Here is an 11500-nt window from a genome sequence, read left to right as displayed (position 1 = left end):
ACGGCTTCCAGATCCTGACCGAGGCCGGCCTCCTGCCCGGATCGCTGATGCGAAACGCAGATCTTCACTTTGTCTGCAGGGAAGTGATGATGGAGACGGTCAACAGCGCAACCCGTTTCTCGTCAAAATTCAAGAAAGGTCAGGTCTGGCGATGCCCGGTTGCTCATCATGATGGCAACTACTTCGCCGACGAGGTGACCTTGAAACGGATCGAAGACAACGGCCAGGTCGTTTTCCGGTATGCCGACGGCACCAACCCGAACGGTTCCATAAACGATATTGCCGGCATCATGAACGACAAAGGCAACATACTTGGCATGATGCCGCATCCTGAAAACCTGGTTGAACCGCTGCATGGCGGTCTGGACGGACGGCTGTTGTTTGAAAGCCTTGTCGAAAAGGCCGCCTGAGGACACTCTGCCGCTTGCCGAAATAAGGCCCAACGAAGCCAGAGCGAGGGTATGAATGGCGGATATAGAACTTTCCCATGAAGACCGGGCGGCATTGGGCCGCCAGGTTCAACAGTTCGTAGCCGACGAGCTCGATCTCGAGATCGGCAACATGGATGCCGAACAACTGGTCGAGTATCTGATCAAGACTGTCGGCCACCATTGCTACAATCTTGGCCTTCAGGACGCACAGATCCTCATCGAGCGCAAAGCAGAAGACATCGCCGGCGAACTCTCCGCCATGGAAAAATACGTTTCCGGAGAGTAGACCGGACACAAGCCTGGCCATCGCACCAGGCAACACGTCAGCGTCACCTGGTGCATCTGAAGAGACCGAGCAATCTCGATTGCCGACTTGGTTTTATTGTCTCAATAGCTTTGCAAGAATGGCAGCCTCTGGAAGCTCCGGTGTCTTCCAGGCTATATCAATCAACCGGTCCTGCCCTGCCGGATCCAGAAGCCCGTCACAACACGAGCGGACCTTGGCCTCCAATTCGGCATCGGTCATGGGGTTTTCCGGCCCTCCCCGATATCGCTCGTTGGCCCATCCGGCGACTTCCTTGCCATTTTTCAAGCGGATGGTGATCCGCGATCGCATGACATCAAAACCCTGTGCTTCGATGTCTTTATCCAGTTCGGTATGAATGCGCCGCTGCATCGCCTGCATGGCATCGCTTTGGACAAACTCATCGGAAAACTCTCGCTTCCCTGCCTTTCGTTCCAGCGCAATCATGGCCAGTGCCGCCGGCAGAGAGAATTTTGCCTGCAAGTGGTTGGTCGCGATGGGATAGCGGATTGGTTTTAGTATGTTGGTTCCTGCATGAACCGTGACGTTCTCTATCGCCTCGGATGCAATATCTGCGTCGGTAACCAGCCTTAACATCAGATCGATGGTCGGATGGGTCAGAACCCCGCAAGGGTAAGGTTTGATGGAAACTCCGGGCTCAAGAATTGTCCAGGTCTTGCCGAATCCCTGACTGATCTTCTCTGCACTGACACCTCCGCCATGTACCGCAAAGAAGCCCCAGGGCCCGTCCAGGGCTTCCGGGTCGGCGGTATAACCGCGCCTTGCAAGCAAGGCGGCTGTAATACCGTTTTCGCAAGCGCGGCCGACATGCAGGGGTTTTGTCATCGTGCCGAAATTGCAGCGGATCCCAGCCGCCAGACTGGCTGCAATACCGAAGCCCCAGCGCAGCTGGTCACCCTTCAGCCCAAGCAGCTTTGCCGCTGCCGCATAGGCTCCGAACGTCCCAACGGTGCCGCTGGAATGCATTCCGCGCATGTAGTGTTGCGGCAGCATCCATTCCGATATCTTGCACTCAACTTCAAAGCCGGTAAGAAACGCCAGCATGAATTGTCTGCCGTCGATGCCTTGAAGATACTGCGACATGACAAGTGACGCGGACAGCGGTGGTATGGTCGGATGTGTCAGAAGGCCATAGATGTGGGCCGGATCGGTGCTGACCTGGCTGTCATCCCAGTCATGTGCATGGCCGGCAGTGCCCAGAACCCGCGCAGCCATTGCCGCCGGAACCAAGTTGGATTGCCCAATCAGCAATGCATCGCCACGTCCGGCGGTTTCCATCGCCTCTTCACTCAGAATTTCGACCATCTCGTGATCCGATCCGGCAACAAAGAGCCCGAGGCCATCGAGAATACAGCGTGTACCGATCCGAATAGCTTCTTCCGGCAAATCATCATAGGTGACGCTTTCGACAAAATCCGCTGCAGTCTCGGTGACCGCGGATTGTTCGGGTATTTCGGCGTAAACATTTCTGGCGACGGACATTGGACGTGGTCCTTCATTTGGGTGTTTGGAAACTTGTTTCGAAGGAGAGCTATTCAGGGCTCTCACTCGTTGCCGTGCGCAAGCCGGTCGGCGGCGTCCCGCTTGCGCGACTTGATGAAGCGGCCTACCGGTGTCGAAAAGATGCTGACAACGGCAAGCACAAAGAAGAAGACAGCGATCGGTCTGGTCAGGAACCGCCAGGCATCCTGATCGAACAGGATCATCGACTGGGCCAGGGAGTTCTCAACCAGATGGCCGAGAACCAGTCCCATGATGATCGGCGCCGGAGAGAAACCCGCCCGGTTCAGGAAGTATCCGAGGAAACCGGCGATCAGCATGATGTAGACATCATTCAACGATTGCCCGACACCGAACGCCCCGACGACACACAGGCAAAAGACTGCGGGCCATAGAAACTGGCGCGGAATCAGCGAAATCCTCGAGAAATAGCGCGCCCCGACAAGGCCGAAGGCAAGGAACACGAAATTCGCCAGAAGCATGGCAAAGAAAATCGCATATAGCAGGTTTGGCTGATTTTCGAACAGGTATGGTCCCGGGCGAAGTCCATGGATCTGCAACCCACCGAGAATGACGGCTGCGGTCGCGGACCCTGGAATACCCAGTGCCAGCGTCGGCACCATGGCCCCGCCCGTGGCCGCGTTGTTGGCAGCTTCCGGCCCCGCAACACCTTCAATCTCACCCTTGCCGAAATTGTCCTTGTTCTTCGACCATCGCTTAGCCTCGTTGTAACCAATCATGGCTGCGACCGTACTGCCCTCTGCCGGGAGAATGCCGACGAACGTCCCGATACCCGAAGACCGGAGGATCGTTTTCCAGACGCGCCGGAAATCGTCCAACGTCGGCAATTTGAGTGCAGACATGGAAAACCGTTCCAGCGGTCGGTCTTTCTGCCCCGCCTGGTCGAGCAGTTCCGCCATAGCGAACAGACCAATCAGCACGGGAATGAAACTGATACCCTCGTAGAGTTCCGGCACGCCGAATGTGAAACGCTCCACACCGGTTGTCAGGTCAACGCCAACCGTCGCCAGCAACACGCCGAATGCACCACCGATGAGATTTTTAACCGCCGACTTGCCACTGATCGAGGCCAGCATCGACAGACCGAAAACAGTCAACGCGAAATATTCCGGCGGTCCGAACCTGTAGGCGATTGTTGCAAGAAAAGGTGCGGCAAAAATGAGCACGAATAGACTGAAGATTCCACCGGCTACGCTGGCAGCCGCAGCCATGCCGAGTGCCCGGCCAGCCTGGCCGTTCTTGGCAAGAGGATAGCCGTCAAAAGCGGTCGCGGCGGCTGGCGGGGCTCCTGGTGCGTTGATCAAGATAGCGGTTATCGATCCGCCGAATGTACCTGCACAATAAAGAGCTGCCAGCATGGCAATCGCTGGAATGGGATCAAGGTAGATCGTGAAGGGCAACAACAGTGCTACAGCCATCGAACTCGACAGACCGGGCAATGCACCGACCAGGACACCGACCAGCGTGCCGGCGCAGATCAGAAGAAGTGTTTGCGGCTGCAGGATTGCCAGCAACCCACCGATTAGGTCTTCCATGACAGACCTCCCTCAGCTCAACATTGCCAGCGGTCCGAGCGGCAAGCGCAGACCGAGCAGCAACTGAAACAAGACATAGATTGCAACAGGAACAGCAACCGCGAAGATGCCGATGACCTTGAGATCGCGCGCGCCCCAAAGCAGCGGCAGCGCAATGCACACGGCAAAGAACGACAGCGGCACGCCGACAATGGGAAGCGAGATTGCGGTCAGTGAGAGCAGTCCGGCGGTTCCCCACATTTTCCATGGCGGGTTTTCAACGACTTTCCTGTCGTCTGAACGAAGCCCTTGCACGATCATGATCACAGTCAGCAAAGCGATCACGGTCAATACAAGTCTCGGCATATGGGTCGCCGGCATCCCCTGAGCTGCGCCAAGAGGGTCGCTGTCGAATGTCGTGGTGATGTGAAACAATGCAGCGCACAGAACAAGTATGACGCTGCCGGACACGAGATCTTTCGGCAATCTCATGGCGGTTCCTCCTCTCCAGGATGGCGCGCCCCCGAAAGACGCGCCTCTCCTCCAGTGTCATTTTGATTATTGGCGAAGACCCAGCTCACCGAGCGTTTCGTAAATGCTGGCGTACATATCGCGGATCTGACTGTCCCAGTCTTCGGAACCACCGATGGACGAAGCATCAAGACCGATCCCTTCCAGGTAAGCCCGGTAGGTGCCGTGCTCCATTGCCTTCAGGAGTTTTTCCTCAAGTGCGGCGACGCGCTCCTCCGGCGTGTCTGCCATCACGACGATGCCGCGCACTGTCGAGAAGTTGACACCTTCAACTCCAAGCTCGGCAAGTGTCGGAGTATCTGGCAAAGCGCCCAGACGATGGTCTGCCATAACCGCGAGGGGAATGAAGTCTCCGGACTCGATGCCATCAACTGCTTCACCGTAGTTGAGACCGGCGGCCTGGATGTTTCCTCCCATCAGGTTGGTCACCATGGCACCGCCACCGTCAAAGGGTACATAGGCGACCTTCACCCCTGAGTTTTTCGAAAAGGTAATGGCCGCAATGTGATCGATGCCTCCGGCCTGCGTCCCTCCCCATTTGATCGGGGCAAGTTTCGAAGCTCCCTTGAGGTCTTCGAAAGACTTGATGCCTGCACTCTTGGCAACAACCAGGATGATCGGATCATCGGTGGAGCGAACCACGCCCTTGATGTCGTCGATCGCGATCGGAGCGCGGCCGCGCGCCATGGTGATCAGATGCGTAGGTGTAATTGCCATGACCGTGTGACCGTCGGCCGGTTTCCCCGCCACATAAGACATGGCAACGGTGCCGCCGCCTCCCTTCTTGATCTGCACGAATGCGTCGACACCCAACTCGCGACGTGCCCGGATCAGCATAGTGCGCGCGGTCGTATCGGTACCGCCACCGGCCGAGGCGTGAGTGACGACTTCAACCGGCTGCGAGGGAAAGTCGCTGGCTGCTGCCGGTCCAGCCGTCAGCACCAACGTCGAAACGGCCATGGCCGCTGTTTTCAGAAATGTCATTGGGTCCTCCCGTTAGCTCCCGCACGACAAAGAATGTCGAGCCCACAACAAGTCGGACCACAAATTGCCAACTGTAAACTGTCAACAGTTTACAAAATGACATAGCAGCTCATCGCCTCCAAATGCCGGAAGCTTCAATTCCGAAGTCGCGTTATGAGGGTGAGGACATGCGCGCCCAGCCACCGGCAACATGCTGGCGCATTGCTATCTCGGCAGCTTCAGGATCACGAGCCAGCAGAGCATCAATTATGACCCGGTGCTCCTGATTGGAAACAACAAGATTGCCTTCCTGAACCAGGCCGCGGCGGCGAAACAGATGTAGCTGGTTCACGATCCATCGATAGCTGTGCTGCAAGGCAGGGTTTTCGGCGGCCTTCACCAGAAGTGCATGAAAATCGAGGTTGAGTGTATAGTAACGCGACAGGTTCCCCTCATCTGCCGCTACATCCATTTTCTCGACAAGTTTCAAGAGGTTCTGAAGGGTTTCGTCACTTGCCCGCTCGACAATCAAACGTCCGGTAAGGCCTGCCAATGCACCACGCATTTCATAAAGGTCGCGTGCTTCATCAAGCGTCATCTCACGAACATACATGCCATGATTGGTGGCGCTGACAAGCAGCCCCGCCTGCTCGAGACTGCGGCAGGCTTCCCTGATAGGTCCACGGCTGACACCAAGCCGATTGGCAAGAGCGCTCTCGTTAATCCGGTCGCCTGCTTCCAACTCGCCGGAGATGATCATTTGCTCGATCGCCTCACACACGATTGTGCTGAGTGTCTTGGACCGACGTTGGTTGATTTGCTCCAAGGCAGAACTTTGTGGCTTTTCCTTTGACATGGTCCAAATCTAAGCGCTCATTGAAAACTGTCAACGATGTTTGAGCCCCGATTGTTGCCTTTGGCGATGTTTTCCAATTCTAGTCTCTGTCCCCTCTCCTACTCCCGGTGGAGGTTTCACCGAAAGAAAGATAGGGCGTGCGGCCATCTGCTCGGCACCCGTTTTCATTGCACGCTCCATTCAGTTCCCTCAACGCCTTGATCACGGTCATTCAAGTAAAACACCAGCAAAACGCTACGTCATATTTGTTTGACGAAATGGTGTTGAACGCGATTTTGCGGTAGACTTCTCCCGTCACGAACCAAATCGGCAGGGGTATTGATGCAACCAGACGGGTGAGAACAAATGGCCAACATTTTTTACAAAGCAATGTTACCTTTTGCCCTTTCGCTTCCTCTAGCAGGAACAACTCCAGAACCGGTTCGAGCGAGCGCGCTCCTGGCACAGTGTTCAACCGACATTGCGTCATTATGCAATGGCGTCAGAGAAGGCCGCGGTCGGATCTCCGCATGCCTGTACGCGCACAGCAACAAGATCTCGAACACATGTCGGCCGGAACTGACCAAGGTTACGAACAGTCGCACTTTTGAGCGGATGATCCCGCCAAGTGTCCTGAAGATGAAAAACACGCCCGGAGAAACCAAACTCCGAAAGGTTTGCGCAGCGGACATCAAGGCGCGGTGCCCAGGCGTTCCTCCCGGCAAGGCCAGGCTTCTTGCATGCCTATATGCCTGGTCTCCTCAGGTCAGCGGCACATGCAATACAGAAGCACAATCGGTACTCAGGCATCTGAAGTAACTTTGTCGCACCGCATCACCAACCAAAACCCAACTCGCAGACCGCTCCAAGTTCGAGAGGCAATCCGATGCAACCGATCCCTTACGTTTTCTTCAATGGCAACTGCGCTGAAGCCATGGCGAGATACGCCGAGATTTTTGGCGGTGAGCCTGAACTTCTGCCTGCCTCGCAAATGCCACCCGAGTTTCCGGTCTCTGATGACCGCAAGCACTGGATCATGCATGGTTCACTCAAGATTGGAGACGGCCTGCTCATGGCGTCCGACAATCTGATGGGCGAGACAGGCACTATGGCCGGTTGTGCTGTCACAATCAGTATGCCTGACCTTAACGACGCACGAGCCGCCTTCGAAAAGCTCGCCAAGGGTGGCGAAATCACAATGCCATTCGCCCCGACGTTCTGGAGCGCCGGTTTCGGCACACTGACCGACCGGTTCGGAGTTCACTGGATGGTCGGGTGCGACCAACCTCCGTCCTGAAACTGAGTTCTCTTCGCGGAGTGTTTGGCACTACGTCTCGCGATTGAAAACTGGTCGATGCACGGCTTGTCAAAACAAGACGGGTGCCTAAATGAAATCCGCCTTGCTTGCCCGGATTCTGGTCGATGCGAATTCAAAGAACGCGTGAACCTTTGCATTCCTGCGCATGTCGGGATGCGCCAGCAACCACAGGTCCGAATTGTAATCGGCGGATGCAGTCTCCAGACGAACAAGATCGGCGCAGAACGCGCTGACATAGCAGGGCATCACAGCCAGACCGAGACCTGAACAAACGAGATTGAAAACACTCATCAAGGTATTCGTCGTCGTGACCGGGGCTTCCCGCTCCTTTTGCAGATCGGTCAAACGGCTCATCGCTGTCTTCTGGAGCGTGTCACTCAGTGTGACCCATCGATGACGCGCCGCCGGCAGTTCGCCGATCACCTCCAGGTAATTCCGATGAGCAAACGTTGCGTATGCGATTGGAAACAGATTGCGGCCCAGCCAATGTTCCGGGGGATGACTGGTCGGTCTCAGCGCGACATCTGCATCTCGTTGCATCAGGTCCAGAGGACGGGAGTCGCAGATCAGGTCCAACTCGATTTCCGGATATGCCTGCTGAAACTCGGCGACAACCGACGACAACCGGTGAAGCAAGGAATCCGTCGTCGTTACTCTGAGCGGACCTTCAAGACGCAGGTCCCGCCCCCCAAGTTCTCGTTGGATGCCGTTCAAGCCATCCCTGAGGATCAAGGCATTGCGAAAGAAATGCTCGCCGGCAACGGTCATCACATAACCGTGGCTGAGCCGCTCAAAGAGTTTTACCCCGACCCTGGCCTCGACGCTTTCTATGCGCCGAAACACTGTTGAGTGGTTCACCCCCAGTTTCCGTGCAGCCCCGGAAAGGCTCCCTTCTTCGCAGACAGCCAGAACAAAGGGTATATCAGCCCACTCCAATATCTGTGCATTCATGCAAGGCCTCTTTGCCTAATTCGAGAATTTTCTTGCGCAAATTATCACCTTATCTGTGGTTCGACAATTCGACCGGCTGTTCACACTGGCAAATGGAACAAACGCTCAACGGAAGCCCAACCTCCTGGCATCCCAGCTTGTGAAATGCCCCTCGGAACAATCAAAAACCTGAAATCATTGGAGAAACACATGAACATCTTAGTCATTGGTGCAACCGGCACCATCGGAAAGGCGGTATTGAGTGCCCTGTCACCCAACCACCATGTGATAAGTGCGGGCTTCAATTCTGGTGATGTCACTGTCGACCTCAGTTCAAAAGCTTCAATAAAAGACATGTATAAAACGGTCGGTCGGGTCGGTGCCGTCGTCAGCACAGCCGGTCTCGGCAACTTTGGCTCTTTCTCCGAACTGGATGACGCCGCCTACGATCTTGCTCTCAAAAACAAGCTGATGGGTCAGATAAACCTGGTGCGGCTGGGTCGGGACCATGTTGAAAACGGCGGCTCATTCACGCTGACTGCCGGCACTTTGTCCCGACAACCGATGCCCGGGTCCGTCGTTCTGAGCATGGCCAACGGAGCTCTGGAATCCTTTGCACGCTCGGCGGCACTTGAACTCGATCAGGGGCATCGCTTGAATACAGTCAGCCCTTCGTTCGTCAAGGAAACCATGGAAGTACTGGGCATGGATCCAACCCCTGGCCTTTCCGCAGCCGACACTGCAAAAGCCTATGTTGCAGCCGTTGAAGGCGACATGACAGGCAAGACACTGGATGCACAGGACTATGCGGGTGGCACGAATTCCAGAGTTTGAAAGCTCGGCCAGGGTGATCGAAGTTTTTGAAGGAGTGCAGCCAATCCGGCTGCACTCATACTTGAATACCTGACGGGATCACATTTCCGCACGCAACGGCTCGATCCGGGCTTCCCGAGGTGAAGCGCCGAACCGCTTGGAAAACGCACGGGAAAAGGCCGCTGGACTTGAAAACCCACACAAGGAGGCGACCGACTTGACCTGTCTTCCTGCCTCAAGTTCCGCGCGGGCGATATCCAGGCGCCAATTGGAAAGGTACCCCATCGGAGTGGCGCCAACGAGTTCCTTGAAAGTTACGGCAAATTGGGTCCGGGACATGCCCGCCGTATCTGCCAGTCTTTCCAGGGTCCATGTTTCGCCCGGTGCTTCGTGAATGGCGACCAGTGCCGCGGCAATTCGAGGATGAGCGAGGCCGTTCAAAAGACCCGTATCAGCCTTGCCCTGCTCCATGGCATGGCGCAGCAGCCGGATAACCACAACTTCACACAATCGCTGAAAGGCTGCCTGGCCTCCGCATCGCGGCAGCGTCACCTCCTCTATCAGGGGCGTTACAACGGCAGTCAGGTAAGGCTCTTCAGCCAAGGGTACAGAAATGCAATCCGGCAAGGCGTTGACTAGCTGCTTGCCGACACCCGATATCGTAATATGCGCGGCAACCAGCACGGTTTCATCGTCGCGTGGTTGCAAACCCTTGTTGATGTTCAACAGGCTTGCGTCTAGCGGACAGAACACCAATCGCATTGCGTCTGCATCATCGGACAGAACCCAGAGGTTCGCCAGATGCACACCGGTGTCCTGTGTGTGCGCATTCTCAACCTGAACCCGCAGTCGATCGATCAGGGAAGACAACCGGTCCAGTTTGCCGTTGAAAGACACGCGATAAGGAACGGACACTTTCGTACTCCTGATCATCTTTTTAGTACATTTCCCACTCAAACGTTCACTATCTTAAGGTCACTTGCAAGGAAATTTCCACTCCTGCACCCAGTTAATGAGGAAAACGATGCTTATCCCACGTCAAACCGTACCCGGCCTGAGTGTCGAAACTCTGTCCTCCGGTCCCTTCGATCTTTCCAAGGACGGTGCGGAGTTCGCAACATTGGTCGTCTTTTATCGCGGCCTGCATTGCCCGATCTGCGCCACTTATCTGAAAGAACTCGGACGTCTTACCCCTGACTTTGCGGAAAAAGGCGTCAAGACAATCGCCATTTCTTCAGATGGGCAGGAGCGCACGCAACAGATGGCTGACAAGGTTGGACATCCGGATCTTCGCTTCGGCTACGACCTGCCTCTGGCTGTCGCCAAAGAATGGGGGCTTTATATCTCGACCAGCCGTGGCACCACCTCAATTGGTATCGAAGAACCCGCCCTGTTCTCCGAACCAGGTGTCTTCCTCGTGCGGCCGGACGGTACGCTTTATTTCGCGTCCGTTCAGACCATGCCGTTCGTACGACCGCATTTCCAGGAAATGATCGGCGCACTCGACTTCGTTCAAAAGAACGACTACCCGGCGCGGGGCGAATATACGGGCGCAGTGTAACGCGCCTTCCTGCGCGAAGACGTTTCGGCCCGGACACCTGCTCCCATAGGGTGTTCGTGGTCAAAAAGAGATGCCGGACACTGGCTGCTATTGTGTCCGGCATCTCATTGACGCCTGTTTCAATCCCGTTGGGCGAGGTCGCAGGGCGCCAAGTTCCCGAAGCAGTCTAATATTGACGTCTCAAGCCAAGCACTGCCAGGCCCTTTGCCGATTTCTGCCTAATGCCAGCCTCGATGCTCTGATCTGGAATCCCAGAACGGACGACGTGCTTCCTCTACAGCAGCTTCCCTGGTCAGGTTCAGATCTTCGAGTTCCCTATCGGTCAATTCCAGCAGCTGCCTTCGACTGCGGGAGACCTGGATCCAGGACATCAGCCTCCGCACAAGGATGCCGACAAGCTGACGCACTCCCCGTAATCTTGGCACGGAATGCTGGAGAATTGTCTCCATTGAGCTCATTTTCGCACCTCCTAAGGGTAACAATTGAAGCATTGAACGCATTGTAGCGCTACAATCATATGAATTGACTCCCTCAAAGATGCAATATACTAAATTGTCACCATGACAAATTGGCTTCCTGAGATTCCAGACGGTCAAGGACCGCTCTACATCCGTCTCGCAGACAAAATCGCGGATGACATTGCTACCGGCGCTCTCGGCGCCGGAGCAAAACTACCCCCGCAGCGGGACCTTGCCTACGACCTGGGCGTAACCGTTGGCACCATCGGACGCGCCTATGCAGTGGTGAGACAGCGTGGT

Annotated in this window: 15 protein-coding genes; 7 read left to right on the top strand and 8 right to left on the bottom strand. The window is 55.7% G+C overall.

Features of this window, described 5'->3' with window-relative positions; translation table 11 throughout:
- Both K5905_RS15900 and K5905_RS15895 read left to right on the top strand, forming a co-directional pair.
- Positions 1 to 410, top strand: a 410-nt coding sequence (locus tag K5905_RS15900; RefSeq protein WP_297585647.1) for a phosphoribosylformylglycinamidine synthase subunit PurQ, incomplete at its 5' end; no start/stop codon positions are given.
- Between the two features lie 55 nt (positions 411 to 465).
- Complete coding sequence (locus K5905_RS15895) at positions 466 to 717, top strand: DUF2164 domain-containing protein (protein ID WP_297585645.1); 252 nt, start codon at positions 466 to 468, stop codon at positions 715 to 717.
- A 93-nt stretch (positions 718 to 810) separates the two neighbouring features.
- Here K5905_RS15895 and K5905_RS15890 read toward each other — a convergent pair whose 3' ends face one another.
- The 5 genes from K5905_RS15890 to K5905_RS15870 all read right to left on the bottom strand — a co-directional run bounded on the left by K5905_RS15890 (position 811) and on the right by K5905_RS15870 (position 6141).
- Positions 811 to 2238 carry an MmgE/PrpD family protein gene (locus K5905_RS15890; protein ID WP_297585643.1) on the bottom strand — a complete coding sequence of 476 codons (1428 nt, stop codon included), beginning with the start codon at positions 2236 to 2238 and terminating at the stop codon, positions 811 to 813.
- A 62-nt stretch (positions 2239 to 2300) separates the two neighbouring features.
- Complete coding sequence (locus K5905_RS15885) at positions 2301 to 3812, bottom strand: tripartite tricarboxylate transporter permease (RefSeq protein ID WP_297585642.1); 1512 nt, start codon at positions 3810 to 3812, stop codon at positions 2301 to 2303.
- A 12-nt stretch (positions 3813 to 3824) separates the two neighbouring features.
- Positions 3825 to 4283, bottom strand: a complete 459-nt coding sequence (locus K5905_RS15880) for a tripartite tricarboxylate transporter TctB family protein (protein ID WP_297585640.1) — start codon at positions 4281 to 4283, stop codon at positions 3825 to 3827.
- Positions 4284 to 4349: 66 nt separating this feature from the next.
- The gene (locus K5905_RS15875) at positions 4350 to 5306 is read right to left on the bottom strand and encodes a tripartite tricarboxylate transporter substrate binding protein (protein WP_297585639.1); all 957 of its coding nucleotides are present in this window, start codon (positions 5304 to 5306) and stop codon (positions 4350 to 4352) included.
- 151 nt (positions 5307 to 5457) lie between these two features.
- Positions 5458 to 6141, bottom strand: a complete 684-nt coding sequence (locus K5905_RS15870) for a GntR family transcriptional regulator (RefSeq protein ID WP_297585637.1) — start codon at positions 6139 to 6141, stop codon at positions 5458 to 5460.
- A 345-nt stretch (positions 6142 to 6486) separates the two neighbouring features.
- On the opposite strand from K5905_RS15870, the gene K5905_RS31610 reads away from it, so the two are divergent.
- Together K5905_RS31610 and K5905_RS15865 are read left to right on the top strand one after the other, a co-directional pair.
- A complete protein-coding gene (locus K5905_RS31610; RefSeq protein ID WP_367186974.1) occupies positions 6487 to 6939 on the top strand; it encodes a cysteine rich repeat-containing protein in 453 nt (150 codons plus the stop codon).
- A 67-nt stretch (positions 6940 to 7006) separates the two neighbouring features.
- The gene (locus K5905_RS15865) at positions 7007 to 7417 is read left to right on the top strand and encodes a VOC family protein (RefSeq protein WP_297585636.1); all 411 of its coding nucleotides are present in this window, start codon (positions 7007 to 7009) and stop codon (positions 7415 to 7417) included.
- Positions 7418 to 7504: 87 nt separating this feature from the next.
- On the opposite strand, the gene K5905_RS15860 is transcribed toward K5905_RS15865, so the two are convergent.
- On the bottom strand, positions 7505 to 8389 hold the full coding sequence (locus K5905_RS15860) for a LysR family transcriptional regulator (protein WP_297585634.1): 885 nt from the start codon (positions 8387 to 8389) through the stop codon (positions 7505 to 7507).
- 189 nt (positions 8390 to 8578) lie between these two features.
- Here K5905_RS15860 and K5905_RS15855 point away from each other — a divergent pair, with 189 nt between their 5' ends.
- Positions 8579 to 9202 (top strand): short chain dehydrogenase, encoded by a 624-nt coding sequence (locus K5905_RS15855; protein ID WP_297585633.1) that lies wholly within the window; start codon positions 8579 to 8581, stop codon positions 9200 to 9202.
- Between the two features lie 78 nt (positions 9203 to 9280).
- Here K5905_RS15855 and K5905_RS15850 read toward each other — a convergent pair whose 3' ends face one another.
- The gene (locus K5905_RS15850; RefSeq protein WP_297585632.1) at positions 9281 to 10096 is read right to left on the bottom strand and encodes an AraC family transcriptional regulator; all 816 of its coding nucleotides are present in this window, start codon (positions 10094 to 10096) and stop codon (positions 9281 to 9283) included.
- A 109-nt stretch (positions 10097 to 10205) separates the two neighbouring features.
- On the opposite strand from K5905_RS15850, the gene K5905_RS15845 reads away from it, so the two are divergent.
- The gene (locus K5905_RS15845) at positions 10206 to 10742 is read left to right on the top strand and encodes a peroxiredoxin-like family protein (protein ID WP_297585630.1); all 537 of its coding nucleotides are present in this window, start codon (positions 10206 to 10208) and stop codon (positions 10740 to 10742) included.
- A gap of 218 nt (positions 10743 to 10960) precedes the next feature.
- On the opposite strand, the gene K5905_RS15840 is transcribed toward K5905_RS15845, so the two are convergent.
- On the bottom strand, positions 10961 to 11200 hold the full coding sequence (locus K5905_RS15840; RefSeq protein WP_297585628.1) for a DUF1127 domain-containing protein: 240 nt from the start codon (positions 11198 to 11200) through the stop codon (positions 10961 to 10963).
- A 102-nt stretch (positions 11201 to 11302) separates the two neighbouring features.
- On the opposite strand from K5905_RS15840, the gene K5905_RS15835 reads away from it, so the two are divergent.
- On the top strand, positions 11303 to 11500 hold a 198-nt coding region (locus K5905_RS15835), incomplete at its 3' end, for a GntR family transcriptional regulator (RefSeq protein ID WP_297585627.1).

It is taken from the genome of Roseibium sp., assembly GCF_025698965.1.
In the GTDB taxonomy this organism is placed as follows: Bacteria; Pseudomonadota; Alphaproteobacteria; order Rhizobiales; family Stappiaceae; genus Roseibium.
Note: the sequence above shows the minus strand (reverse complement) of the source record. Positions and strands in the feature narration are given on the sequence as shown.